This is a genomic window from Sphingomonas sp. Root720, from assembly GCF_001428605.1.
Lineage (GTDB): Bacteria > Pseudomonadota > Alphaproteobacteria > Sphingomonadales > Sphingomonadaceae > Rhizorhabdus.
On record NZ_LMID01000010.1, the window covers coordinates 424,986 to 449,988 of the forward strand.

Genomic DNA, 25,003 nt, shown 5'->3' on the forward strand with positions numbered 1-25,003 from the left:
GCCTTCGCTGGCGTGACGATCCAGGGGGCGGGGCGACGATGTTCGACCTGATCCGCCGCCGCCTGTTCACTGCCATACCCACCCTGGCCGCGGTCGTGGTCCTGTCCTTCGTCCTGATGCGGGTCGCGCCCGGCGGGCCGTTCGACGGCGAGCGGCCGCTGGATCCGCAGACCCGCGCCGCCCTGATGGCCGCCTATGGGCTCGACCGGCCGCTGCCCGAGCAGGTCGGCCGCTATGTCTGGAGGCTCCTCCACGGCGATTTCGGCCCGTCGCTGGTCTATCGCGACTTCTCCGTCACCGACCTGATCGCGCGCGGCCTGCCGGTGTCGCTCACCCTCGGCGGGCTCGCGCTGCTGCTCGCGCTGTTTCTGGGCCTCGTCGCCGGGATGACCGCCGCGGCCCGCCCGGGTGGCCGCGCGGACCGCAGCCTCATGCTCGGCGCCACCCTGCTGACCGCGCTGCCCAGCTTCGTCGTCGGCCCGCTGCTCGCGCTGATCTTCGGTCTGTGGGCGGGGTGGTTGCCAGTCTCCGGCTGGGGCGACGGCGATCCGCCGCACATGATCCTGCCGGTCGTCGCGCTCGCGCTGCCCGCGACCGGCGCGATCGCCAAGCTCGCCCGCGCCGGCCTCGCCGAGGTGCTGGCGCAGGACCATGTCCGCATGGCCCGGGCGCGCGGGCTGCGCCGTCCCCGCATCCTGATCGTCCATGCGCTAAGGCCCGCGCTGGTGCCGGTCGCCTCCTATCTCGGCCCCGCCGCCGCGGGGCTTCTGACCGGCGCCGTCGTGATCGAGACCGTGTTCGCGCTGCCCGGGCTCGGCCGCTATTTCGTGCAGGGCGCGCTCAACCGCGACTATCCGCTCGTCCTCGGCGTCGTCACGCTCTACGCGGCGCTGATCATCCTGTTCAACCTGCTCGCCGACCTGGCCTATGGCTGGCTCGACCCGCGCGCGCGGCGATAGGACCGCGATGCGCGCCGCGCTGATCCTGATCGTCCTGATTGTCCTCGCGGCGCTGCTCGGCCCGCTGGCGCTCGGCTGGCGCTACGACATGATCGACTGGAGCGCGGTGCGCGCGGCGCCTTTCACCGGCGACCATGTGATGGGCACCGACAGCGTCGGCCGCGACCTGCTGGCCCGCACCCTGGTCGGGACCCGCGTCACCCTGGGGGTCGCCCTTGCCGCCGCCCTCGTGTCGCTGGTCGTCGGGGCGGGCTGGGGCGCGGTCGCGGGCTGGCGCGGAGGGCGGGTCGACGAAGCGATGATGCGCGTGGTCGACGCGCTCTACGCGCTACCGTTCATGTTCGTGGTGATCCTGCTGATGGTCGTCTTCGGCCGGTCGATCCTGCTCGTCTTCCTCGGCATCGGGGCGGTCGAATGGCTGACGATGGCGCGGGTCGTGCGCGGACAGATGATCAGCCTGCGCGAGCGCCCTTTCGTCACTGCCGCCGAGGCGGCCGGCACGCCGCCCCTGGCGATCGTGGTGCGCCACATGCTGCCCAACATAGCCGGGGTCGCGATCGCCTATCTGCTGCTCACCGTGCCGCAGGTCGTTATGATCGAGAGCTTCCTGTCCTTCCTCGGCCTCGGCGTGCAGGAACCGATGACGTCGCTCGGCATCCTGCTCAAGGACGGCGCCGACGACATGGATATCGCCCCGCACGCGCTGCTGCTGCCGGCGGCGGTGCTCGTCACCCTGCTGCTCTGCCTGACCCGCATCGGCGAGGGCCTGCGCGACCGCTTCGTCCAGTGACCCTTCTTGTCGCCGACGCGCTCGACATCAGCATCGGCGGCCGCCGGATCGTCGAAGGCGTCGGCTTCGCGATCGAGGCCGGCCGCTCGCTGGCGCTGGTCGGCGCGTCGGGATCGGGCAAGAGCCAGACCTGCCTCGCCCCCTTCGGCCTGTCGCCCGCGACGGTCGCGGGTTCCTTCCGGCTGGACGGCGAGGAACTAGTCGGTGCCGGTGAGGAAACGCTGCGCCGCATCCGCGGCCGCGAGGTCGGCTTCGTCTTCCAGCAGCCGCTGACGGCGCTGACCCCGCACCTGACGATCGGCGCCCAGCTGCGCGAGGCGTGGACCCAGGCCGGCGCGGCCCGCCCAGGGCGGGCACAGATGGCCGCCGCGCTCGAGCGGGTCGGGCTCGACCGTGCCGAGGAACGACTCGACCAGTATCCGCACCGGCTGTCGGGGGGGCAGCGGCAACGCGCGCTGATCGCGATGGCGATAGCCCACCGTCCGAAGCTGCTCGTTGCCGACGAGCCGACCACCGCGCTCGACGCGATGCTGCGCACCGAGATCATGAAGATGCTCGGCCGGCTGTGCGACGAGGAGGGCATGGCACTGCTGCTCGTCAGCCACGATCTTGCAGCCGTCGCCGACCATGTCGACGCGATCGCGGTGATGCATGCCGGCCGCATCGTCGAGACCGGTTCCATCCATGCCGTGCTGGGCGATCCGCAGACCGACTATGCGCGCGCGCTGATCGCGGCAAGCCCAAGCCTCGACGGTCCGCCGCCCGCGCTGGGACCGATCGGCGCCCCGCTGATCGAGGCCCGGCGGGTCTCGGTTTCCTTCGCGCGGCCCGGCTGGCGACGCGGACGGCTGCAAGCGGTCGACGCGGTCGACATCGACGTCGCCGAGGGCGAGGCCGTCGCGATCGTCGGCGGATCGGGATCGGGCAAGTCGACCTTCGCCCGTGCCGTCGCCCGGCTCGGTCCGATCGACGCGGGCGAGATCCGCTGGCGCGGGATGCCGCTCCCCGAACGCAAGGCGATGCGCCCCCGCGACCGCGCCGGGCTGCAACCCGTCTTCCAGGATCCGGTCGCCAGCCTCGATCCGCTGTGGAAGGTCCGCGACATCGTCGCCGAGCCGCTGCGCCGGCTGCGTCCCGATCTCGGCGGGGCAGCGGTGGCTGCGCGGGTCGAAGCCGTGCTCGCCGAGGTCGGCCTCGATCCCATGCTGGCCGGCCGGCGGCCTGGCGCACTGTCGGGCGGCCAGGCGCAGAGGGTCGCCATCGCCCGCGCGCTCGGCCCCGATCCGGCAATGCTGCTGCTCGACGAGGCAACGTCGGCGCTCGACGTGCTCGTCGCCGGTACGATCCTCGACCTGCTCGCCGATCTCCAGCGGCAGCGCGGGCTCGCCATCCTCATGATCACCCACGACCTCGCCGTCGCGCGGCGGCTCTGCCACCGCATCGTCGTCATGGATGCGGGACGCATCGTCGAGGAGGGGCCTGCCGAACGGCTGATCGCGGCGCCGGCCCACCCGCTCACCCGGCGGCTGGTCGACGCCAGCCGCTAGTCGAGATCCGCCGGTGTCATCGCACGATCCGCCCTTCGCCGGACCTTGCCAAAGCCGTCAATGCTATCGTCGGCCAAAGAAAAAGGGCCGCGGCGAACCGCGGCCCTTCCCTGTCCCAGCGCCAGCGATTTCGAGGCAGATGGAAACATCTGCGGGAAATCGCGGCACGTTGATACTCTGAGCGGCCGAGCGGCCGCTCCATCGGGATCAGAAAGCGTAGGATGCCGAGATCACGACACCGGCCTTCGCCATGTCCTTGCCAGAGGACGGGTTGCTGACGAAGCCCTTCGGGAAGTCGGTGTCGACATAGGCGACGCCGAAGGTCGCCGCCCTCCAGGTGTAGGTCGCGCCGAGGTTCCAATCGAGGTAGCTCTTGCCGCCGGTCAGGAAGCTCTCGTCCTTCGAATAGCCGAGATGGCCCGACAGGCCGAAGGGCGTGTCCGGCACGGTGTAGGACACGTCGCTGTAGAGATAGAGATTGTCGAGCTTCGGCCCGGTCAGGGTCAGCGCGCTCTGCTTCGGCGCATAGGCGGCGCCGACCTTCACCGTCGCCGGGCCGACCGTGCCCTTCACCGAGCCGTACAGCTCGAAGAAGTCGGTGTTCGCGCCCTTCGCGGCCGAGGTGTAGGTATAATAGAGGACACCGCCGTCGAGGGTGACCGCGCCCATCGTGGTCGAGTAACCGGCGATCAGGTCCAGCTCGGCATCGGCGCCGGCGGCGACATAATCGTCGATCGAGCTGGCCCAGAAGCTGCCGTAGAAGCCCGAAGCGTGGGTCAGCGTGGCGCTGGCCTGGGCCGCGATGTGCTTGCCCGACTGCGAGATGCCGCGGAAGCGATAGTCGCTCACGAGTGCGGCGCTGCCGGTCAGCGTAAATTCCTGGGTATCGTCCTGAGCGAAGGCTGGCGCGGCGGTGGCGGCCAGCGCGAGGGCCGAAAGGCCGATCAAGGAAGCGCGCATGTATAATCCCCTTATGGTAAGCGTTTCCGTTCCCCTGCCTCGCCGCGCCTGGCTTCTTTAGGACGCCCTTCCGGGTCGAGCCGACTGCATGCGAGCGTCATATTTGTGCAGCACGATCTTGCATTGCACAATGCGGCTTGTATCAAAACATTGCCGCTTTGCTGCAAACTGTTGCCGTTCCGCCACAGTCGAAAATCCGCCAAATTCCGGGATTTTCCGTGGGCGGCATCGAAGCCGGCGTTGACTGAATATTAAGCAGTTTCGGTGATGATCTGCCTGTTTGGTAAGCGCTGCACAAAGGCGGATCGATGTTCAACGCTAAGATCGTGCCGATCGACAATGGCCCGGCGGACATGATGGCCAATGTGGCGGCGCTGCGTTTCATGACCGAGGCGCTGGGCGATCTCGCCGGTTCCGTAACAAAGGATTGCTCGCCGCAACCCGCAGCCGAGGCCGGGTCCGCCCCCTCTCTCGCGACCGGCTACGCGTCCGCCTGCCCCGTCGCCCGGCGCCGGTTCGAAGCGATCCTGCGCGAGGCGGAGACGATCGGCACGACCGGCCTCAAGCTGATGGCGGCACGGGGAGGCCGGACCGATGCCGGGACCATCGCCGCCGCCCGTTTTTTAGGCAGTTCGCTGGACGCCTCGATCCGGCGCCTCGAGGCGCTGGTCCTGCGCCGCACCGCCTGAAAGAGGCAGGCGGAAAGCTTCCATGATCGGCGATGGTCGGCTGACGGGGATCAGCCGCGCGCCGATTCGAATCGCGCCAGTCCGCGGCCGAGGTCGTCGATCAGGTCGGCCGGATCCTCGATCCCGATGTGGAAGCGGATGACCGGCCCTTCCGCCTGCCACCGTGTCGCGGTGCGCAGCGTCGCCGGATCGACCGGCAGCGCCAGGCTTTCATAGCCGCCCCAGGAAAACCCGATCCCGAACAGGTCGAGCCCGTCGATCAGCGCCGTCCGCGCCGCATCGTCGCCGCCATCCAGCACGACGCCGAACAGGCCCGAGGCACCGGTGAAATCGCGTTTCCACAGGTCGTGGCCTCGGCAATCGGGCAAGGCCGGATGAAGCACGCGGGCGACCTGCGGCTGCTCCGCCAGCCAGCGCGCCACGGCGAGCCCGCCTTCCTGGTGCTGGCGCAGCCGGACCTGGAGGGTGCGCAGCCCGCGCGCGGCGAGATAGGCGTCGTCGGCGCTGACGCATTGACCGAGCGCGTGGCTCGTCCGCCGCAGCCTTTCATAATGGCCGGGCACCGCCGTGGCGGAGCCCATCATCACGTCGGAATGGCCGACGATATATTTGGTGCAGGCGAGGATGCTGATGTCGACGCCATGGGCGATGGCGGGGAAGAAGAGCGGCGTCGCCCAGCTGTTGTCGATCACCGTCGTGACGCCCCGCGCCCTGGCGGCGGCAACGATCGCCGGCACGTCCTGCACCTCGAAGGTCAGGCTGCCGGGGCTTTCGAGGAAGACGACGCGGGTGTGGTCGCCGATCAGTTCGACGATCCCCGCGCCGATCGTCGGATCATAATAGCGCGTCCCGATGCCGTAGCGCTTGAGCAGGCCGTCGCAGACCGCCCGCGTCGGCTCATAGGCGCTGTCGACCATCAGCAGTTCATCGCCGGGCTCGAGCAGCGACAACAGCACCGCGGCGATCGCGGCGACGCCGGACGGATAGAGGATGGTGCCCGCCGCGCCCGGCTCGAGCTCGGTCAGGGCGTCGGCGAGCGACCACTGGGTCGGCGTGCCACGGCGGCCGTAGAACAGCCCGTCATCGGGCTTGCGGGTCGCCGCGCGCAGTTCGGCGACGCTGTCGAACAATATGGTCGACGCGCGCCAGACCGGGGGGTTGACGATCCCCCGCTTGGTCTTCCGGTGGCGCCCGGCCGTCACCAGCCGGGTACCGGGCTTCAGGCCTGAACCATCGTCGTCGGTCACGCAGGACCGATGGCCTTTTCGGTGTCGGGCCGCAAGCCCCACTCGCTCCACGAACCGTCATAGAGCGCGATGTCCTCGCGCCCGAGCAGCGCCGCGGCGAACAGCACGACCGAGGCGGTGACACCCGAACCGCAGGTCGTGACCAGCGGCTTCGCCGCATCGACGCCGGCCGCATCGAAGGCCGCGCGAAGCCCGTCCTTGTCCTTGAAGGTGCCGTCGGCGTTGAGCAGTTCGTCGAAGGGCAGGTTCTTCGAGCCCGGAATATGCCCCGATGCCAGCCCGCGCGGATCCGCCTCTTCGCCGGTGAAGCGCTTGGCGGATCGCGCGTCGACCACCTCCTCGGCGCCGCTCGCGACATTGGCCTTCATCTGCGCCAGGTCCCGGATCCGGGCGGGATCGCGCCACACGGTGAAATGGCGGTGGCGCAACGCAACCTTGCCCTGCTCGAGCTCTCGGCCCTCGGCCACCCACTTGTGCAGGCCGCCGTCGAGGATCGCGACCTCGTTGGCGCCGAACATGCGGAACATGAACCAGGCGCGCGCGGCGGTCCGGTGCGGGCTGTTGTCGTAGAGGACGATGCGGCTGCCGTCGCCGAGGCCCAGCGACTGCATGCGGCTGGCGAATTTCTCGGCCGTCGGTATCATCCCCGGCAGTTCGCTATTCTCGTCCTTCAGGTTGGCGAGATCGAGATAGACGGCGCCGGGAATATGCCCCGCCTCATACTCGGCCTGGGCGTCGCGCGCGGGATCGAGCGCGAAATAGGTCGCATCGACGACGCGGAGATCATTGGCTCCGAGTTCACCCGCGAGCCATTCGGTCGAAACCAGCATATCCATTCTTACCTCCTCGTTGCAGACGCACAGTAACGGCCCGCCGTCATGATGGCGAATCGCTTTATCCGGGGGAGGAGATATTTAATTATGTTAACTCAATTATGATTGCAAGTATATTTCATAATAATGTTGATACTGGTAATTTTTTGCTGAACATGGCGCCAGGGCCGCTGCTGGGCTAAGGGGCGGCTCATGTCTGCATCCACCATCCATCTCGGCAAGGCCAGCGCCCTGCCTGCCTCCCCCGAACAGGCCGTGCTGGATTATGTTCCCAATCCGCGTCCCGGCACCCTGTATCTCATTCGCTTCGCCGCGCCCGAGTTTACCTCGCTCTGCCCGGTGACGGGCCAGCCCGACTTCGCGCATCTCGTGATCGACTATGCCCCTGGCGAGACGATCGTCGAATCCAAGTCGCTCAAGCTTTTCCTCGGCGCCTTTCGCAGCCATGCCGGCTTCCACGAGGACTGCACCGTCGGCATCGGCCAGCGGCTGTTCGACGAAATGAGACCCGTCTGGCTGCGCATCGGCGGCTATTGGTATCCGCGCGGCGGCATCCCGATCGACGTCTTCTGGCAGTCGGGCGCGGCGCCCGAGGGCCTGTGGGTTCCAGACCAGGGAGTCGCCGGCTATCGCGGGCGGGGATAACCAGATGAGGCGTCATCCCGGCGAAAGCTGGGACCTCGTTTCGTCTTTCCCGTCTCGGCAAATGCAGTGAGATCCCAGCTTTCGCTGGGATGACGACTCCTATCTTGCCTGGATGAACGCCCGTATGTCGGCGCTCAGCTTGCGTAGATCGTCGGGCCGGACATACATCATGTGGCCCGCGTCATAATAATGGAAGCTGATCCGCGCGGGATCGAAGCCCGGCCGATTCAGCGAATATTCGGCGCCGAAGAAGGGCGTCGCGAAATCATACCAGCCCTGGCCGACGAACACGCGCAGGCCGCCGTTCTCGCGCAGCGCCTTGCCCAGATAGGGCGCGACGTTGACATAGACCTCGCCGTCGCGGCCGCGCTGGTCGGCCAGCTTCCAGTCCCAGCTGCCGACCCCGCCGATCGTCACATATTGGCGGTCGGTCTTCAGCTTCAGATCGCCGCGCACATAGCTGTTCATCGCCGCGGTGTAGGCCGCGTCGATGCCGTAGAAGCTCGGGTCGTTATCGGGCTCCTCGCCCGCCTTGTCGTAATCGACACCGGTATAGCGGGTGTCGAGCCGGCCGATCACCTGCCCCCGGTCGCGCAGCAATTCCTTGTAGAAGCGGCCCGGCGAGACGCGCAGATTGGCGTTGTCGACGAAACGCTCGGACAGGCCGGTGAGCCGGGCAAGCTCGGCGCGGACCGAAGCGCGCTCCTCGGCGCCGAGCTGGTTGCCCTTGAGTAGCGCCGCCGCGTAGGGCCCGATCGCGAAGGCCCTCGCCTGGGCCGCGACCTCGGCGACGGTCGCCGGAGGATTGGCGATCTTGTGATGGTACCAGGCGGTCGTCGCCATCGACGGCAGGTTGAGGATATAGGGCATCTCATTGCCCTGGACCTCGGCCGCGGCCCCGAAATCGAGGATCGTCGAGATCAGGATGATGCCGTTGACCGCGACGTCGTTGTAGCTCCCTTCCAGCTCGTTGATCAGCGCGATCGAACGGGTGGTGCCATAGCTTTCGCCACCGATATATTTGGGCGAGGCCCAGCGGCCATTCTCGTTCAGCCATTTGCGGATGAACTCGGCGACCGACTTCGCGTCGGCCGAGACGCCCCAATATTCCTTGGGGTCCTTGCCGCCCAGCGTGTGCGAGAAGCCGGTACCCACCGGATCGATGAAGACGAGATCGGTGACGTCGAGCAGGCTTTCGGGATTGTCGATCACCGGATAGGGCGGCGCGCCGTCGTCCTTGCCGTCGGGCAGCACGACCCGCTTCGGCCCGAAGGCCCCCATGTGCAGCCACAGCGAGCCCGACCCGGGGCCGCCATTGTAGAGGAAGGTGACCGGCCGCGTCTTCGGGTCGCCGCCGTCCCTGACATAGGAAGTCGCGAAGATCGCCGCGACCGGCCTGTCCTCCTTGTCGGTCAGATAGGTCTCCCCGGTCGTCGCGGTATAGGCGACCGACTGGCCGCCGAAACTGCCCTTGTGCCTGGTCACGGAGACGTTGGGCGGCAGCACCGGAGCGGCGGTCGCGGCATCGTCCTTTTTCTTCTCGTCGGCGGCGTGGGCGGAAAACGGAGCGAGGGCCAGCGCGAGGGCGGCCAGGCTGGTGGTGAAGCGCATGCGGAAATCCCTTTTTATGGGATCAGGCTAGACCAATTGCCGACAGGAGTGGAAGCCCCGTCAAATCCCCGCTTCCTGCCCCAAACCGTCATCCCGGCGGCGGCCGGGGTCCCGTTAGAGAAGCGACTCGGCCATCAGATCAACTTGATCTCGCGCAGCCGCTGCAGGAGGTAGTCGTTCGCCGTAATCGGCTCCGGGAACAGGTTCGGATGCCCCGCGTCGATCGTCTGCGGCAGCGTCTCGATCAGGTAGTCGGGTCGAAAATGCAGGAAGAAAGGCATCGAATAGCGCGCGAAGCCGCGCCGTTCGGGGGGCGGGTTCATCACCCGGTGGCTGGTCGAAGGCAGCTTCTTGTTGGTCAGCCGCTGGAGCATGTCGCCGATGTTCACCACCAGCTCGCCCGGCGCGATGCCCACCGCGAGCCAGTGGCCGTCGCGGTCGAGCAGCTGGAGACCGCCCTCCTCGGCGCCGAGCAGCAGGGTGATCGCGTTGATGTCCTCATGCGCGCCGGCGCGGATGCCGGGGGCGTCGGGGCCGATCGGCGGGTAATGGAGCAGGCGCAGGATCGAATTGCCGTCCGCGATCGCATCGTCGAAGAAATCGGGCGCGAGCCCGAGATAGCGCGCGATCGCCGACAGGACGCGCCGCCCGGTCGCCTCGAACGCCGCGAACAGCTCCAGACAGGTCCGGCGGAAGCCCTCGATCTCGGTCGGCCAGATATTGGCCGGCATCGCGTTCGCGAAGCGGTGGCCCGCCGGCAGCTCGCGGCCGACATGCCAGAACTCCTTCAGGTCGGCCTCGGTCGCATCCTTGGCGGTCTCGACCCGGAACGGGGTATAGCCCCGCTGGCCCGCACCGCCCTCGACGAGATAGGCGCGCTTCACCGCCTCGGGCAGCGCGAAGAAGGCCCTTGCGGTCGTCTCGGCGCGCGCGATCAGGTCGGTGGGAATGCCGTGGTCGGCGACGACGGCGAAGCCGAAGCGCTCGAAGGAGCGGCCGATCGCTTCGGCGAAGCCGTCGGGATCGTCCTGTGCCGTCGCCAGCGATACGCTGGGCACGCTGGTCATGTCTGCGATGTCGGTCATCGCGGCCGATATAGCCGCTGCTCCCCCCAACGTCATCCCGGCGGAAGCGCCTTTCGGACAACGCGACTCCGTTTTCCTGGTGCCGGCAGAAGGGGAAAGGCCGGCACGCATCGGAACGATCCACAATTTTATGTCGCTTCCCGCTTGCCCCGCCCCGCCCTGATCCGCCAGAAACCGGCGCGTGACAGCACGAATCGACATGGGCACCAGCGGCCCCGGCCAGTCCGTCCATTTCGACGTCGAGGAACTCCTCGCCACGCGCCTGCTCGTCCAGGGCAATTCGGGGTCGGGCAAGTCGCACCTGCTCCGCCGGCTGCTCGAAGGATCCGCCGGCGTCGTCCAGCAGGTGGTGGTCGATCCCGAAGGCGATTTCGTCACCCTGGCCGATCGTTTCGGTCATGTCGTGATCCAGGCCTTCGACCATAGCGAGGCCGAGATCGTCCGCCTCGCCACCCGCATCCGCGAGCATCGCGTATCGGTGGTGCTGGCGCTCGACGAGCTCGAGATCGAACAGCAGATGCGCTGCGCCGCGACCTTTCTGTCGGCGCTGTTCGACGCCCCGCGCGACCATTGGTATCCGGCGCTGGTCGTGGTCGACGAGGCCCAGCTCTTCGCGCCCGCCGTGGCGGGCGAGGTATCCGACGAGGCACGGCGGGCGTCGCTCGGCGCGATGACCAACCTGATGTGCCGCGGCCGCAAGCGCGGCCTGGCGGGGGTCATCGCCACCCAGCGGCTCGCCAAGCTCGCGAAGAACGTCGCGGCCGAGGCGTCCAACTTCATGATGGGCCGCACCTTCCTCGACATCGACATGGCGCGTGCGGCCGACCTGCTGGGTATGGAGCGGCGCCAGGCCGAGCAAATCCGCGATTTGCCGCGCGGCCAGTTCCTCGCGCTCGGTCCGGCGGTTTCGCGCCGCCCGATCTCCGTCACCATCGGCGCGGTCGAGACCTCCGCGCGCAGCGGCAGCCCCAAGCTGGTGCCGCTGCCCTCGACCGCCCCGGAAGACCTGCAGGGCCTGCTCTTCGCCCCCGGCGACGATCGTCCGCCGCCACCTCCCCCGCCCCGCGCGCCGGTGCCGACCAGCGACGACCTGCTGCGCGCGATCAGCCGGTCGGGCCCGGTACTGACCCCCACCGCCGCGAACAGCGAGCCCGCGATGCCCGACGACGAGCGTGACGCCGTGATCGGTCAGGTGCTGCGCGAGATGTGCGAGGACCCGGAGGCGACCTATCGCCAGCCCGCCATCCTGTTCCAGGACTTCGGCGTGCGCTGCCGGATGGCGCGGCTGCCCGGCCACGGCCTCGACCTCGCCGGCTTTCGCCGCCGACTTTCGATGGCGCGCGCCGGCCTGCCCGACGAGCTGGACGAAGGCTGGCTCGACGCGATGGCGATCGGCGCGACCCTGCCGGAAGACATGCTGGCCCCCTTCCTGCTCGTCGCCAACGCGGCGCGCGACGGACGCGAGGCACCGTCCGACAGCGCGCTCGCCCAGGTCTACGGCACCCATTCGCAGGGCCGCGTCCGCCGCCTGATCGCCTATATGGAGGAGCAGGGCATCTTCGTGCTGCGCACCGACCTGTCGGGCAAGCGGTCGATCAACATCCCGCGCTTGGGCTGGACCACCGCCGCGACGATGCCCGAAGCCGCCGAATAACCGCGATCAGGCCGCCGGGAAACTGATCGGCGGGTCGCCCGCTTTCCACGGGGCCAGCCGGACCATCGCCCCCTGGAAAAGCGCCGAACCGGCCTGCCGCGACAGCCAGTCGCGCAGATGCGGCAAGGGTGCCGCGTCGAACCAGCCAGGGTCGGTTCCGGCAAACTGGCGGACGAATGGGAAGACCGCCGCGTCGGTCAGGCCGCGCGCTTCCCCGCCGAGGTACGGCGCCGCGGCCAGCCGCTCCTCCAGCACCGCCAGCATCGCCAGCCCCGCCGCGCGATGCTCTTCCCGGTCCGATCGGTACCGCTCGGGATATTTGTAGCGATCGAGATGATGCTTGAACGGCCCGTCATTGGCCGCGACCAGCGCCTCGTCGGCGCGGTCGAGCCAGCCTTCCGGATCGCTCCGGCCCAGCGCCCAGCGCATGATGGCGAGGCTCTGGTCGATGACGGTACCGTCGGGCAGTTGCAGCACCGGCACGGTAGCCTTGGGCGAGGCGGCGACCAGTTCCGCGGGCTTGGCAGACAGCTTGACCTCGCGGATCTCGCAGCCCGTGTCGCCGACCAGCAACGCCAGCCGCGCCCGCATCGCATAGGGACAGCGGCGGAAGCTGTAGAGGATCGGCCTAGGCGTCATCGCGGGGCACGATCGTCGCGCCGACATGCGCCACGCCCCGTGCGGCGGCCAGGCTTTCCTGCCGGTGCCGCTCGGCATAGCCGGCGCGCTGCTCCGCGCTGCGGCTGTCGGCGCAGGCCGGACAGCTTATCCCCTCGACATAGAGCGGAGAGGCGCGTTCGTCCTCGCCGACCGGCATGCGGCAGCCGTGGCACAGCACATGGCTTCCCGGTGCCAGGCCGTGGCCGACCGCGACCCGCTGGTCGAAGACGAAGCATTCGCCCCGCCACAGGCTCTGCTCGGGCGGCACGGTTTCCAGATATTTCAGGATGCCGCCCTTGAGGTGGAACACCTGATCGACGCCCTCGGCCTTCAGGAAGGCGGTCGACTTCTCGCAGCGTATCCCGCCGGTGCAGAACATCGCGACCTTGGGCGGCTCTCCCGATCCCAGCAGCTTCTCCCGCTCCGCGCGGAACCAGGCCGGGAAATCGCGGAAGCTCGCGGTGCGGGGATCGATCGCCCCGGCGAAGCTGCCGATCGCGACCTCATAATCGTTGCGCGTGTCGATCACGATCGTGTTCGGATCGTCGATCAGCGCGTTCCAATCCTCGGGCGCGACATAATGGCCGGTGCCGGCGAGCGGATCGATGTCGGGCTCGCCCATCGTCACGATCTCGCGCTTGCCGCGGACCTTCATGCGGTGAAAGGGCATCGCCGCCGCGCGCGACAGCTTGACGTCGACATCGTCGCAGCCCGGCAAGACGCGGATATGCGCGACCACCCGTGCGATCGCCGCATCGCTGCCGGCGATCGTGCCGTTGATCCCCTCGGTGGCCACGAGCAGGGTTCCCTTCACCCCCAGCCCGCAGCACAGCTTCGCCAGCGGAGCGCGCACCGCCTCGACATCCGCAAAGCGCGCGAAGCGGTAGAGCGCGGCGACGCAGATCGGCAGGGCCGCGTCCGCATTGTTGGAAGAGGTCGACTCCATGGCGGGCCTATGCCGTATCTCCGCCGTCCGAGGCAAACCCGCCGAGGTCAGGCCGGCCCCTCACCGAGCGGCCTGTCGCCCCGTGCCCGCAAATCCTTCAGCAAGGTCAGGACCGCCCAGCGGCAGGCGGTCGCGATCTGCGCGCCCTCCATGTCCCACTGGTCGCGCATCTCCAGCCATGGCGTTGTATGCAGCACCTGCAGCATCGCCGTAGCAAGCTTCCGATCCGCGGCCGGCAGTTCCTTCACAGCGTCGGCGGTCGCGGCGACATAGGCGGCGCGGCGGCGGCCCTTCTGCGCGAGGCGGACGGCACGTCCCTGCGGCGTCGAGCGGACGATCGTCGCGAGGTCCGCGATCCGGTCGAACCCCTCATAGATGGAGGGCATGGTCGACGTCAGTTCCTCCTCGCTGGCGGGGAATCTGACGGCGGCCCCGCCGGCCAGTCCCACCACCCGGTCCCAGAGCGGCTGCATCAGCGCGTCATGGTCGGGGAAATAGCGATAGACCGTGCGCCGCGCGACGCCGGCGCGCTCGGCGACGCGATCGTGATTGATCGCGACGCCCTCGCTCAGCAGCGCCATCAGGCTGTCGAGGATGCGGGTCCGCACATCCTCCTTGTGGCGTTCGCGGGCGGAAAGCGGCGGCAATGCGTCGTTCATCGCCCGGCCCTAATAGGTGACATATAAAGTGTCAAATATAGATTGACACATTTTGTGCCATAGTATAAAGCCGTACCCAAGGGGAGAACTCCATGCTGTTCCACATGTCGATTGCCGCCATCGATCCGCACCATGTCGCCGAAGTGCTTGCCGAGCTGATCGGCGGCGAGGCTCTGCCCTTCCCGCCCGTTTCCGAAAATGGCTGGGTCGCGCTCTCGGACGACGCCCATGGCACGTCGGTCGAAGTCTATCCGGCAGGCACGCTGCTGCGCGAGGCGGAGGGCGATGCCGATGCCTATGGCGAACCGGGCGGGGTCGACCGGTTCACCGCCACCCATGGCGCCTTCGGCACCACGCTGGAGACCGAGGAGGTGCTGGCGATCGCCCGCCGCGAAGGCTGGCCGGCGAAATATCGCAAGCGCGGCGGCATGTTCGGGGTCGTCGAACTCTGGATCGAGGGCCGCCAGATGATGGAGATCCTGACCCCGTCGATGCAGGCCGATTATCTGGCGACCATGACGCGTGCCAATTGGGGCGCCAGGCTCGGCGCCGGCGCCCCGCTCTGAGGGAAGGGTTCAGCGCACGCCGGCGCCTGCCGCGACGTAGATCGGAGCTGGCGTTCCGTCCTGCAGCCGGATCTTGACCGGGCTGTAGCGCACCGTGCGGGGGCGCGGCGGAACGGTATCGATCTCCACGGCGGCCGGCGGCGTCGCGACCGCCGCGGAGGTCTCGGGCGGTTGCGTCGCTTCGGCGTCGAAATCGACCGGCAGGCCCTGCGCCGCCAGCGCCGCAGGTATCGACATCAGGGCGATCGTCAGCGAAAGCCGGATCATCGCATGGTCCCTCACCGACCCGATGGCCGGGCCGACGAGATCATGACGAAGCAGGGATGGACCCGATATTAAGCGAGCGGGTTAACAGGCGGATCACCCATTTCACGGCGCCAAGCCGCCATCCGTCCGCCAGCGCAGCTCGTAGGTGACGAGGAAGCCGTCATGGTCGAAAAGCTGCGGCGCATCGCCCCCGTCGAACATCGCCTCCACCCGGATCGGACGAATCCGCACCTTCGAGCTCGACCGGAACAGCTGCAGATCCTGCGTGTCCATCCAGGGCTCGTCCCCGTCCCACGACATGCGCACGTCGCAGCCATGGGCGGGATCGATGCACCAGCGATGGACTATCTCCAGCGGAAGATAGCGCGAGAAGTCGGCGAAGCGCTCCTCCGACCAGCGCATGTTGAAATCACCACCGAAGATCAGCGGATAGGCCGGATCGTGTACCCCGGCGATGAACCCGGCCGCTTCGCGCGACTGGCGCATATGGGCGGCGAGCGCGCGGGGTTCGGGCGCGCGCGACGCCCCTTGCGCGTTCATGTGCGTGTCGTAGAGTTCGACCGGCACGGGCACGCCCGGCAGGTGAAGCAGCGCGCGGACGATGCCCTTGTTGGCGAGGCAGTCGAGCCCCGCGCACGAGCGCAGGCCATAGGGATGAAGCTCGATGCCATCGAGCGGATAGCGCGCGGCAATGGCGAGCCCGCTGCCGAGCAGCTTGAGACCAAGCTCGCCGCGCCGGTAGCGCGAACGGCCGGGCAGGGGCTCGTCGGTCGCGCGGCCGACGAAGGTCAGGCGGCGAGGGCCGGCGACGATCGCCGGATAGGCGCTGTCGGCCACCGCGCGCTTGGCCGCACCGCTGAACATCTCCTGGAACATCACCACGTCGGGGGCTATCCCCCCGCGACGCAGCGCGGCGAGGTGTCGCCCGATTTCGCGCAACTTCCCCGCCCTGCCCTTGCGTGCGGGCCAGCCCAGCCCTTCGATATTATAGGTCAGCACCGACAGGGTCGTCCGCATCTCGCCGGGCGCGTCGGCGGGGACGATGCGCGGCGCGGGCGCCTCCGCGTGTGACAGCGTGCGCATGGGCGGCGGCGGCGCACAGGCGGACGCCCCCGCGAGCAGCAGCAGCAGCAAGCCCGACAGGCGCCGGAGCCACGAGATCATCGTCACCAACTTCTCTAGCTGAGGAAGCGTCCCAGGTCGGCCATGTCGACCATCACCTCGCGGCGGCCGACATGATCGGGCTGCGAAACGATACCGTCCTTCTCCAGCCGCTCGATCAGCCGCGCCGCAGAGTTGTAGCCGACGCGCAGCTGGCGCTGCAGCCAGCTGGTCGATGCCTTGCGGTTCTCGACGACAAGCTGGATCGCGCGGCGATAGGTCTGCGTCTCGGGATCGTCGGGGCCGGAGGGACCGCCCTCCATCGCGAAGCCGCCGTCCTCGGGCTCCTCGGTGACCGCCTGGATATAATCGGGGGTGCCCTGCCCGCGCCAATGGTCGGCGACGGCGCGAACCTCGTCGTCCGACACGAACGGACCGTGGACGCGGATGATCTGCTTGCCGCCGGCCATATAGAGCATGTCGCCCTTGCCCAGCAGCTGCTCGGCGCCCTGCTCGCCCAGGATGGTGCGGCTGTCGATCTTGCTGGTGACCTGGAAGCTGATGCGGGTCGGCAGGTTGGCCTTGATCACGCCGGTGATGACGTCGACCGACGGACGCTGCGTCGCCATGATCAGGTGGATGCCCGCCGCCCGCGCCTTCTGCGCCAGGCGCTGGATCAGGAATTCGACCTCCTTGCCGGCCGTCATCATCAGGTCGGCCAGCTCGTCGACGATCACGACGATCTGCGGCAGCGGCTCGAATTCGAGCTTCTCCTCCTCGTAGATCGGCTGGCCGGTCTCGGCATCGTAGCCGGTCTGGACGCGGCGGCCGAGCAACTGGCCCTTGGCCTTGGCGGTCCGCACCCGCTCGTTGAAGCTGGCGAGGCCGCGGACGCCGACCGAGGACATCATCCGATAACGGTCCTCCATCTGCTCGACCGCCCATTTGAGCGCGCGCACCGCCTTTTGCGGTTCGGTGACGACCGGCGAGAGCAGGTGGGGGATATCGTCGTAGATGCTCAGTTCGAGCATCTTCGGGTCGATCATGATCATCCGGCACTGGTCGGGCGTCAGCCGGTAGAGCAGCGACAGGATCATCGAGTTGATGCCGACCGACTTGCCCGAGCCGGTGGTGCCGGCGACGAGCAGGTGGGGCATCGGCGCAAGATCGGCGATCACCGGATCGCCACCGATATTCTTGCCGAGCACCAGCGCGAGGCCGCCGGCCGCCAGTTCTTCGAACGCGTCGCTGGCGATCAGCTCCGACAGCGACACCGTCTCGCGCTTGGCGTTGGGCAGTTCGATGCCGATCACGGTGCGGCCGGGGATGACGGCGATGCGCGCCGACATCGCCGACATGTTGCGCGCGATGTCGTCGGCCAGCGCGATGACGCGGCTGGCCTTGATGCCGGCGGCTGGCTCCAGCTCGTACATGGTGACGACGGGCCCGGGGCGGATTTCGACGATACGGCCCTTGACGTTGAAATCGTCGAGGACGGTCTCGAGCAGGCGGGCGTTGCGCTCCAGTGCGGCCTTGTCGATCGTCTTGTTCGCGGTGGGCGGCGGCGGCGAGAGCATCGACAGGCTGGGCAATTTGTAGGTGTCGCCGAGCGGCAGCGAGCTTTGCCGCTCACGCGCGACGGCCTTGGCCGAGGGTGCCGCAGCCTTCTTGCGATCGGCGATGACCGGCGGCGGCGCGCGCTCCTCGTCCTCGTCGATCGGCGCATGGCGCGGCGGGCGCACGGGCAGAGGCGCGCGGTCGATCGTCTCGATATCGTCGACGTCGAACGGCGCGTCGTCCTCGTCATGGGGCTCGGACGGGCGACGGGCATAGGCGCCGCGCCGGAACAGCCAGTCGCGCTCGTCGGCCATCAGGCCGAGGCCCCAGGCCCACAGCGACAGGCCGAGGATGGCCAGGAGGGCCGCGCCGCCGAGGCGGATAGCGTTGACGAGCGCCGGATCGGCGATCTGGTCGAGGCCGATGCGCGCGATCGCGGCGGCGGCGAGGCCCAGGCTGCCCCCGAAGCCGGCGGGCAGGCCGGCGACCGAACCGCCGCGGAACAGGGCAAGACCGAAGCCGATGATCGCGACCGCGCATAGCGCGGTGACGAGCGACCGGCCCCAGCGACCGACCGGATGGCCGCGCCACAGCCTGAGCCCCCAGACCAATCCGAGCGGCAGGACCAGCGCGATCGCCGGCCCGAAGATGCTGAGCGCGAGATCGGCGATCCACGCGCCGACCGCGCCGAAGACGTTCTGCGCGGGGCCGCCCGCCGCCGTGTTCATCGCCGGATCGGTGACATGGTAGCTCGCCAGCACGAAGCCGAGCGCGATCGTCCCGCCGATCAGCGCGAGCGCGGCGCAGATCGATCCGGCGCGGCGGCCGAGTCCCGCCAGCGACATGCGCCAGCCGTCCGCCTCCGCCGATGCCGGCGCGGCCTCTTCCCCCGCGATCCTGATGCTGCGACTTGCCATGTTCCCGCTCGCCCGGTCCTGGGCGATCCGCGCCCGTCCATCCCGCTTTTCCCGAGAATCCCATAGTGGGGAGTCGCGGTCAAGCGATGGCCGGATCGGCCCGTCTCATCGCCCTCCCCGCCTTCGGCCGTCATCCGATATAGCTTAGGAGGTGGCGCAGCGGACGCCGACGCCCTAAAGCGGAAACCATGGAACGGCAGGACGTCATCATCCTCGGCGGGGGCCTGGTCGGCCTCACCCTCGGCATCGCGCTCGCGCGGCACGGCATCAAGGCGGCGGTGATCGATCCCGCCGATCCCGACATGATATTGGCTTCCGGCTTTGACGGCCGCGCCTCCGCGGTGGCGAGCGCGCCCTGGCGGATGCTCGACGCGATCGGCGTCGGCGCGCATCTGGAGGGCAAGGGCTGCCCGATCGCGGCGATCCGGGTGCAGGACGGCCTCAGCCCCGAAAGCCTGGTCTTCGACCCTGCGGCCGATGACGGCGCGCTCGGCTTCATGTTCGAGAATCGCGACCTGCGCATCGCCCTCGACACCACGGCGCGCGCCGCCGACGGGCTGACCCTGCTCCGCCCCGCCCGCCCCGCAGACGTTCGGCGCAACCTAGACGGGGTGCACGTGACGCTCGCCGACGGCCGCGAGGTGCACGGGGCGCTGCTGATCGGCGCCGAGGGCCGCCAGTCTCCGACCCGCGAGGCCGCCGGGATCACCTGCGCGCGCTGGAAATATGAGCATGTCGCGATGATCGCCTCGATCGCGCACGAAAAGCCGCACGGCAACATCGCCTATGAGATCTTCTATCCGGCGGGCCCCTTCGCGATCCTGCCGCTGGTCGACGATGCTGGGGGCCAGCATCGCTCGGCGCTGGTCTGGACGGTCGACGAGAAGCACGCGCCCGCCATGCTGGGCCTGCCCGACCGCGCCTACCAGGCCGAGGCAGAGAAGCGGATGGGCGGGATATTGGGCGCCGTGACGCTGATCTCGCCGCGCTCATCCTACCCGCTCGGCTTCCACCATGCCGCGCGGATCACCGACACTCGCCTCGCGCTGGTCGGCGACGCCGCGCACGGCATCCATCCGATCGCGGGCCAGGGCGTCAACCTGGGCTATCGCGACGTCGCCGCACTGACCGAGGTGCTGGTCGAGGGCATGCGCCTCGGCCTCGATCCGGGCGACGCCCAGTTGCTCGCCCGCTATCAGCGCTGGCGCAGCCTCGACAGCTTCATGGTCGCCGCCTCTACCGATGCACTCACCCGCCTGTTCGGCATTCCCGGCCGCACCGCCCGCACGGTGCGCCGCATCGGCCTCGGCGCGGTCCAGCGCATGGGGCCGCTCAAGAACCGTTTCATGGCCGAGGCGCGCGGCGAAAGCGGCGCACTGCCGCGCCTGCTCCAGGGCATCGCGATCTAGCGACGCCTTGCGTCCGGCGCTGGATCAGGAGGGAATCGGCCGCGCCTCTTCGACCAGCATCACCGGCACGCCGTCGCGGACCGGGAAAGCGAGGCCGGCGGCTTCCGACACCAGTTCCGCCGCCGCCTCGTCATAGCGCAGCGGCGTGCGCGTCACCGGACAGACCAGCACGGCGAGCAGGTCGGGATCGAGGCTCATGGCGCGATCGTCACTGCAGCGTGGCCGGCTCGTCGTCGCCGCGCCGGAAGAAGCCGAGGAACTGAGCGAGCAGGTCCGCGCGCTCGGCGAGGGTCGCGGCTTCGAGCAACGCTTGCTTGGCGGCGGCATCGAACGGGGCGATCGCCGAGATGGCGTTGACCAGCGTTTCGTCGTCGAGGCGGCTGACCCCGGTCCAGTCGACGGCGACGCCGCGACTGTCGGCGAAGCGGCGAGCCTCGCGCTCGATCTCCGCGCGGACGATGCTGGGCAGGGCGTCGGGCGCGTCGGCATCGTCGAAAGCGCGGAGGTCGGCCTCGATCTGACGAAACGGCGTCGAGACCGCCAGCTCGCGCAGCACGCGAAAGCGGGTGATGCCTTCGAGGACGATGTTGAAGCGGCCGTCGTCGAGCCGCTCGACCTCGCGGATATGGCCGACGCAGCCGATCTCGAACAACGTTGGCGGTTCCGCTTCGTCGCGCGGCTGGATCATCGAGATCCGGCGATCGCGCGCCAGGGCGTCGGTGACGAGCGCGCGGTACCGCGGCTCGAAGATGTGCAACGGCAGATGGCTGCGGGGAAAGAGCAATGCGCCCGCGAGCGGAAAGATCGACAGGCGATCGGCCATTTTCAGGCGGCCATCAGGTGAACAGGACCGCCGACAGGCGGCGGCGCTGCTCGCGCACCCACGGATCCTCGAGCCCGACGACCTCGAGCAGCTTGAGCAGCCGCTGCCGCGCCGCGCCCTCGTTCCAGTCGCGGTCGCGGGCAACGATCTCCAGCAGGTTATCGGCGGCACCGTCACGGTCGTCGGCCGCCATCAGCGCCCCGGCCAGCTCGAAGCGCGCCTCGTGATCCTCCGGATCCGCGGCGACCTTCGCGCGCAGCGGACCGAGATCGTCGACGGGCGCTGCGTCGCGGGCGAGCGCGACCGCCGCCTGAGCCCGGGCTATCGGCGCTTCCCTGGCCTTCTCCGGGGGCAGTTCCCCCAGCAGCGCATCGGCCTCGTCGACCTGCCCCGCCTTGACCATGGCGCGGGCGAGCCCGCCGATCACCTCGGCATCGTCGGGGGCCATCTCGACGAGTTGGCCGAACACCGACAGCGCGCGTTCGGTGTCGCCGGCCTCCAGCACCTCCTCGCCCATCGCGATCAGTGGGGCGATGTCCTCGTGCAGCTTGCTCGCCTCGCCCTGGACGGGCAATTGGCGAAGGATCTGATCCAGCATCTGCTTGAGCTGGCTCTCGCTGCGCGCCGGCGTGAGGTCGGCGACGAGCTGGCCCTGGAACAGAGCATAGACGGTCGGGATCGACTGGACGCGGAACTGCGTCGCGATCATCTTCTGCTCGTCGACGTTGATCTTGACGAGGATTACGCCCTTGTCGGCATAATCTTCCGCGACCTTTTCGAGCACAGGTGTCAGCGCCTTGCACGGGCCACACCATTCGGCCCAGAAATCGAGGATGACCAGCGACGTCATCGACGGTTCGACGACATCGCGCTTGAACGCCTCGACCGCGTCACGATCCGCCGCGCTCATCCCCAGAGTGGCCACCGATGATTCTCCCACATGCCCTTTTCGTGCCCCTTATGTGGGACGCCGCCCGCTTATGCCAAGGCCCCGAAACTTTTTCGCGAATCAGGCTTGCAGAGGGATACCCCCCACGCTAATAGCCGCGCCTCGACGGCAGAGATGACCTGCCGGACGGCGCCAGAGCGGGCGTAGCTCAGGGGTAGAGCACAACCTTGCCAAGGTTGGGGTCGAGGGTTCGAATCCCTTCGCCCGCTCCAGTTTTCCACGATGTGAGTAATTTTACTCCTCCGAGGGGCGATGCCGTTTTGCCCGCCCCGGTTGTCCGAAGCGCGGCCACCGAGCGTTCTATATTTCGTGAGGCCCATATCCATTACTGCCGGTGATGGCGCCGTCCCTTTGCGCCGCGAACCAGATCGCGGCTAGTCTTCCGATCCCTCAGATTGATGACCAGGAGCCGCTGCTTCTGTCAGTTCCCATCGCCGCAGCAATCGTGGAACGGTGAGGCCCTGAACGAAGATCGAGAAGGCTACCACGCCGAAGGTGACGACGATGATCGCGCCGCGTTCCGGCACGCCGACGGGTAGCGCCAGGGCCAGGGCGAGTCCGACCGCGCCTCGCAGGCCGCCCCACACGAGAATATGCTGATGCGCCGGCGGCAGGCGGAGCGCGGTGTTGCGGAAAAGCGCAGCCAATGCATAGACGCTCATCATGCGCCCTCCGATCACGACGATGACCGCGATCGCAAGCGCCGACGAAAACAGGTTGATCGGCTGATGGGCTTCATGTCCGCCGACCAGAATGAACAGGCAGGAATTGGCCAGGAATGCGGCATATTCCCAGAAGCCGATAATGCGGGGCCGCCCTGCGGCGGATAGCGCGCCGCGGTCGAAATTACCGGTGATCAGTCCTGCGCTCAGCGCGGCGAACACGCCCGATGCGCCGAGCCGTTCGGCGATCAGGAACGCCCCCCAGGCGATGACCGTGGTCAATGTGGTTTCGACGAGGTGGTCGTCGGTCCGACCCGCTATGAAGAGCAGCACGGCCGCGATCCCGGCGCCGATCACGATGCCACCGCCGGACGTCCACAGGATTTCGCCGGCAAGCTTCAGGGGTTGAACATGTTCGCCGCCGGCCACGCCTGCCAGGATTCCGAAGCCGACAGCCGCGACCCCGTCGTTCAACAGACTTTCCGCTTCCACCGCCGTTGCGAGCCGCGCTTCCACCGCAAGCTCCTTGAAGGCGGCGATCACCGAGACCGGATCGGTCGCTGCGATCAGCACGCCGAAAAAGGCCGCGCCGAGCCACGACCAACCCGCAAAATGATGCATGCCGGCCGCGACCGCTACCGCCGAGATGGGTACCCCGACAAAGGCCAGGGTCAAGGTCACCGGCAGCTGAATGCGGAATCGGCGCCAGTCGAGCTGCAATGCGGCTTCGAAGATCAACGGAGGCAGAAAGACGTTGAAGATCAGCTCTGGCGAAAGCGGTAGATCGACTCCCGCCGGCAGGAGGGCCAGGATCCATCCCGCCGCGACCAGACCCGCCGTATAGGGCAGCCCGATGCGTCGGGACAGCATCGCGACCAGCGAGGCGACCACGAGGATCAATCCCATTTCGCCGAGCCCGAAGTCGGTCATGCGAGGCCTTCCTTCCTAGAGGCTCGATCATGGCTTGGTTGCTGACACGTGTCCCATGATCGAACCGCGGCTACCAAGCGCAGTGCTGCGCAGCCGCCGGCACCTTATAATCATGCCGACGCCCGCGCCGCCGAAATGAAAGCGTTGAACGAGAGGCACCAGTTTTCAGTCGAAATTCTCGCAACACAGCGCACCGCCTGTCGAACAATCTTCCGTCGGGTCACCCCAGGTCGAGAGCAGTGACGAGAATGTGCGGCACCTCGTGACTGCCCTGGGCATCGAACGCGTGCTCGTCATACAGTCTTTCGACCACCTCGACGATCTCACCATAATGATCCTCGACAATGCTTTGATGGTTCAGGGTCGTACATCGTCCCGCAAGCTTCATGCAGGCGGCGTTGTCTAGCTCGACGAGGACCGGCTCGGTCGCGACCATCCCGCACAGGATCAGATGATCAGGATCTCGGCTTCGATGCTCCAACAATACGCGATCGGTCATTCTGGGCGCTCTCCCGATGGGCGTTCTGGGCTGTTTGGTAAGGATTGGGCAGATGTGACGAGACCCGCGGCCATTCGAATGCATGGCGCGATCATCCACCGTGGAAGCAGCGTTTTCCCCGCGGGGTCGCTCCGAATGTCGAGACGGAAGAGGGAAACTCCTGCCCGCACCCTTACGCCCTGTCCGGAGAACGGCACCGGCCAAGGTATGGAAGACTATACATCGCATTACGATATTTTCAAGATTTTCCCGTTACCCCTGCTTGGATCCGAGGCGTCGGTACCGAGGTCTGGCGACTGTAATCGCTTCTCCTGAGACTCACCGTTCGGCGCCATAAGCGCCATCCACAGCCGGGTCTGGCTGTAGGCGATATGGCTCCACGCATATGTGTTGAGGTCCATGAGGACGGTGGAGGCGCCGGCCATCATGGCGAAGCGCCAATAGCTCATTCGCATCACTTTACCGGATCGATCCTGGCCGGGCATCGAACTCCTCCGGCCGCTGGGAGAAATGGCGTCCGGGGAAACAAATATCGAAGACGCGCGTTCCGCATAAAATATCGTTTTACGATATTAATAGAGATGAGGATCATTTGTGCCTGCTACATTGGACACGCTGACCCTGGCTGATGCCGGAATCCTGATCGAAGCCGCCAAGGCGAAAGCGGACGCGATCGGCGTGGCTTATAATATCGCCGTCGTCGATGCTGGAGGGAACCTTCTCGCCTTCGCCCGCATGGACCGGGCTTGGCTCGGCAGCATCGATATTGCGATCCATAAAGCCTTCACGGCGCGTGCTTTCGACATGTCGACGGACGAGCTTTCCAAGATGGCGCAGCCAGGCAAGCCGCTGTTCGGAATTCATGCGACGAACCACGAGAGGATCGTGGTGTTCGGCGGCGGGATGCCGATCAAACACGGCGATGCGGTGATCGGAGCGGTGGGCGCCAGCGGCGGCACCGTCGATCAGGACATGGAAGTGGCGGGAGCAGCGGCCCGCGCATTCGCCGGGGCTTAAAGAAGAGCGGGGAGGCAGGTC

At 67.9% G+C, this 25,003-nt stretch carries 26 protein-coding genes and 1 tRNA gene; 10 read left to right on the forward strand and 17 right to left on the reverse strand.

Translation table 11 applies throughout. The features are described 5' to 3' along the window. Nucleotides 1–38: 38 nt before the first annotated feature. The 3 genes from ASE22_RS09340 to ASE22_RS09350 are packed head-to-tail and all read left to right on the forward strand — an operon-like array spanning nucleotide 39 to nucleotide 3,296. Nucleotides 39–959, forward strand: coding sequence for an ABC transporter permease (locus tag ASE22_RS09340; protein ID WP_056357901.1), 921 nt, complete (start codon nucleotides 39–41; stop codon nucleotides 957–959). Beyond that, nucleotides 928–1,749, forward strand: a complete 822-nt coding sequence (locus tag ASE22_RS09345) for an ABC transporter permease (RefSeq protein ID WP_235536227.1) — start codon at nucleotides 928–930, stop codon at nucleotides 1,747–1,749. The genes ASE22_RS09340 and ASE22_RS09345 overlap by 32 nt, the downstream gene beginning before the upstream one ends. Continuing rightward, on the forward strand, nucleotides 1,746–3,296 hold the full coding sequence (locus tag ASE22_RS09350) for an ATP-binding cassette domain-containing protein (protein WP_056357903.1): 1,551 nt from the start codon (nucleotides 1,746–1,748) through the stop codon (nucleotides 3,294–3,296). Before ASE22_RS09345 ends, ASE22_RS09350 begins: the two co-directional genes overlap by 4 nt. Nucleotides 3,297–3,503: 207 nt before the next feature. Here ASE22_RS09350 and ASE22_RS09355 read toward each other — a convergent pair whose 3' ends face one another. Further along, complete coding sequence (locus ASE22_RS09355; RefSeq protein WP_056357906.1) at nucleotides 3,504–4,256, reverse strand: TorF family putative porin; 753 nt, start codon at nucleotides 4,254–4,256, stop codon at nucleotides 3,504–3,506. A gap of 308 nt (nucleotides 4,257–4,564) precedes the next feature. Between ASE22_RS09355 and ASE22_RS09360 the strand changes: the two genes are divergently transcribed. Beyond that, the gene (locus ASE22_RS09360) at nucleotides 4,565–4,945 is read left to right on the forward strand and encodes a hypothetical protein (protein WP_056357909.1); all 381 of its coding nucleotides are present in this window, start codon (nucleotides 4,565–4,567) and stop codon (nucleotides 4,943–4,945) included. A 50-nt stretch (nucleotides 4,946–4,995) separates the two neighbouring features. Here the strand turns inward: ASE22_RS09360 and metC are convergent, their stop codons facing one another. Both metC and sseA read right to left on the reverse strand, forming a co-directional pair. Further along, on the reverse strand, nucleotides 4,996–6,192 hold the full coding sequence (gene metC / locus ASE22_RS09365; RefSeq protein ID WP_056357912.1) for a cystathionine beta-lyase: 1,197 nt from the start codon (nucleotides 6,190–6,192) through the stop codon (nucleotides 4,996–4,998). Next, nucleotides 6,189–7,028 (reverse strand): 3-mercaptopyruvate sulfurtransferase, encoded by an 840-nt coding sequence (sseA, locus tag ASE22_RS09370; RefSeq protein ID WP_056357915.1) that lies wholly within the window; start codon nucleotides 7,026–7,028, stop codon nucleotides 6,189–6,191. The genes metC and sseA overlap by 4 nt, the downstream gene beginning before the upstream one ends. A gap of 189 nt (nucleotides 7,029–7,217) precedes the next feature. Between sseA and queF the strand changes: the two genes are divergently transcribed. Continuing rightward, a complete protein-coding gene (gene queF, locus ASE22_RS09375; RefSeq protein ID WP_056357918.1) occupies nucleotides 7,218–7,670 on the forward strand; it encodes a preQ(1) synthase in 453 nt (150 codons plus the stop codon). A 99-nt stretch (nucleotides 7,671–7,769) separates the two neighbouring features. Here queF and ASE22_RS09380 read toward each other — a convergent pair whose 3' ends face one another. Next, nucleotides 7,770–9,281: a S10 family peptidase gene (locus ASE22_RS09380; protein ID WP_056357921.1), complete on the reverse strand. Its 1,512-nt coding sequence runs from the start codon at nucleotides 9,279–9,281 to the stop codon at nucleotides 7,770–7,772. Nucleotides 9,282–9,415: 134 nt separating this feature from the next. Beyond that, on the reverse strand, nucleotides 9,416–10,366 hold the full coding sequence (locus tag ASE22_RS09385; RefSeq protein ID WP_056357925.1) for an isopenicillin N synthase family dioxygenase: 951 nt from the start codon (nucleotides 10,364–10,366) through the stop codon (nucleotides 9,416–9,418). A 181-nt stretch (nucleotides 10,367–10,547) separates the two neighbouring features. On the opposite strand from ASE22_RS09385, the gene ASE22_RS09390 reads away from it, so the two are divergent. Continuing rightward, nucleotides 10,548–12,020: an ATP-binding protein gene (locus ASE22_RS09390; protein ID WP_056357929.1), complete on the forward strand. Its 1,473-nt coding sequence runs from the start codon at nucleotides 10,548–10,550 to the stop codon at nucleotides 12,018–12,020. Between the two features lie 6 nt (nucleotides 12,021–12,026). Here the strand turns inward: ASE22_RS09390 and ASE22_RS09395 are convergent, their stop codons facing one another. The 3 genes from ASE22_RS09395 to ASE22_RS09405 are packed head-to-tail and all read right to left on the reverse strand — an operon-like array spanning nucleotide 12,027 to nucleotide 14,285. After that, nucleotides 12,027–12,659, reverse strand: a complete 633-nt coding sequence (locus tag ASE22_RS09395; protein WP_056357932.1) for a glutathione S-transferase — start codon at nucleotides 12,657–12,659, stop codon at nucleotides 12,027–12,029. Further along, complete coding sequence (trhO, locus tag ASE22_RS09400) at nucleotides 12,649–13,626, reverse strand: oxygen-dependent tRNA uridine(34) hydroxylase TrhO (RefSeq protein ID WP_056357935.1); 978 nt, start codon at nucleotides 13,624–13,626, stop codon at nucleotides 12,649–12,651. The genes ASE22_RS09395 and trhO overlap by 11 nt, the downstream gene beginning before the upstream one ends. A 47-nt stretch (nucleotides 13,627–13,673) precedes the next feature. Continuing rightward, nucleotides 13,674–14,285, reverse strand: a complete 612-nt coding sequence (locus tag ASE22_RS09405; RefSeq protein ID WP_056357938.1) for a TetR/AcrR family transcriptional regulator — start codon at nucleotides 14,283–14,285, stop codon at nucleotides 13,674–13,676. Between the two features lie 92 nt (nucleotides 14,286–14,377). Here ASE22_RS09405 and ASE22_RS09410 point away from each other — a divergent pair, with 92 nt between their 5' ends. Then, nucleotides 14,378–14,851, forward strand: a complete 474-nt coding sequence (locus ASE22_RS09410) for a hypothetical protein (protein ID WP_056357940.1) — start codon at nucleotides 14,378–14,380, stop codon at nucleotides 14,849–14,851. A gap of 9 nt (nucleotides 14,852–14,860) precedes the next feature. Here the strand turns inward: ASE22_RS09410 and ASE22_RS09415 are convergent, their stop codons facing one another. The 3 genes from ASE22_RS09415 to ASE22_RS09425 form a co-directional block, all read right to left on the reverse strand. Continuing rightward, nucleotides 14,861–15,118, reverse strand: a complete 258-nt coding sequence (locus tag ASE22_RS09415; protein ID WP_056357943.1) for a hypothetical protein — start codon at nucleotides 15,116–15,118, stop codon at nucleotides 14,861–14,863. 102 nt (nucleotides 15,119–15,220) lie between these two features. Beyond that, nucleotides 15,221–16,282 carry an endonuclease/exonuclease/phosphatase family protein gene (locus ASE22_RS09420; RefSeq protein WP_056358756.1) on the reverse strand — a complete coding sequence of 354 codons (1,062 nt, stop codon included), beginning with the start codon at nucleotides 16,280–16,282 and terminating at the stop codon, nucleotides 15,221–15,223. 14 nt (nucleotides 16,283–16,296) lie between these two features. After that, complete coding sequence (locus ASE22_RS09425) at nucleotides 16,297–18,693, reverse strand: DNA translocase FtsK (RefSeq protein ID WP_056357946.1); 2,397 nt, start codon at nucleotides 18,691–18,693, stop codon at nucleotides 16,297–16,299. Between the two features lie 188 nt (nucleotides 18,694–18,881). Between ASE22_RS09425 and ASE22_RS09430 the strand changes: the two genes are divergently transcribed. After that, entirely contained in the window at nucleotides 18,882–20,102 is a 1,221-nt protein-coding gene (locus tag ASE22_RS09430; RefSeq protein WP_056357948.1) for an FAD-dependent monooxygenase, read from the forward strand. A 24-nt stretch (nucleotides 20,103–20,126) separates the two neighbouring features. Here ASE22_RS09430 and ASE22_RS26165 read toward each other — a convergent pair whose 3' ends face one another. From ASE22_RS26165 to ASE22_RS09440, 3 genes are read right to left on the reverse strand one after another with little or no spacing between them, the layout of a single operon-like run. After that, complete coding sequence (locus ASE22_RS26165) at nucleotides 20,127–20,300, reverse strand: Trm112 family protein (protein WP_082545818.1); 174 nt, start codon at nucleotides 20,298–20,300, stop codon at nucleotides 20,127–20,129. Between the two features lie 10 nt (nucleotides 20,301–20,310). Continuing rightward, nucleotides 20,311–20,925, reverse strand: a complete 615-nt coding sequence (locus ASE22_RS09435; RefSeq protein WP_056357950.1) for an LON peptidase substrate-binding domain-containing protein — start codon at nucleotides 20,923–20,925, stop codon at nucleotides 20,311–20,313. Nucleotides 20,926–20,938: 13 nt separating this feature from the next. Next, complete coding sequence (locus tag ASE22_RS09440; protein ID WP_056357953.1) at nucleotides 20,939–21,835, reverse strand: tetratricopeptide repeat protein; 897 nt, start codon at nucleotides 21,833–21,835, stop codon at nucleotides 20,939–20,941. A gap of 176 nt (nucleotides 21,836–22,011) precedes the next feature. Here ASE22_RS09440 and ASE22_RS09445 point away from each other — a divergent pair. Beyond that, a tRNA-Gly gene (locus ASE22_RS09445) sits at nucleotides 22,012–22,086 on the forward strand. 162 nt (nucleotides 22,087–22,248) lie between these two features. Here ASE22_RS09445 and ASE22_RS09450 read toward each other — a convergent pair. From ASE22_RS09450 to ASE22_RS09460, 3 genes are all read right to left on the reverse strand, one after another. Next, entirely contained in the window at nucleotides 22,249–23,466 is a 1,218-nt protein-coding gene (locus tag ASE22_RS09450; protein ID WP_056357955.1) for a cation:proton antiporter, read from the reverse strand. 220 nt (nucleotides 23,467–23,686) lie between these two features. Further along, the gene (locus ASE22_RS09455) at nucleotides 23,687–23,965 is read right to left on the reverse strand and encodes a hypothetical protein (RefSeq protein WP_156397498.1); all 279 of its coding nucleotides are present in this window, start codon (nucleotides 23,963–23,965) and stop codon (nucleotides 23,687–23,689) included. A gap of 227 nt (nucleotides 23,966–24,192) precedes the next feature. Beyond that, nucleotides 24,193–24,450, reverse strand: a complete 258-nt coding sequence (locus ASE22_RS09460) for a hypothetical protein (RefSeq protein WP_156397496.1) — start codon at nucleotides 24,448–24,450, stop codon at nucleotides 24,193–24,195. A 121-nt stretch (nucleotides 24,451–24,571) separates the two neighbouring features. Between ASE22_RS09460 and ASE22_RS09465 the strand changes: the two genes are divergently transcribed. Then, on the forward strand, nucleotides 24,572–24,982 hold the full coding sequence (locus ASE22_RS09465; protein ID WP_200933288.1) for a GlcG/HbpS family heme-binding protein: 411 nt from the start codon (nucleotides 24,572–24,574) through the stop codon (nucleotides 24,980–24,982). The last annotated feature ends 21 nt before the right edge of the window (nucleotides 24,983–25,003 follow it).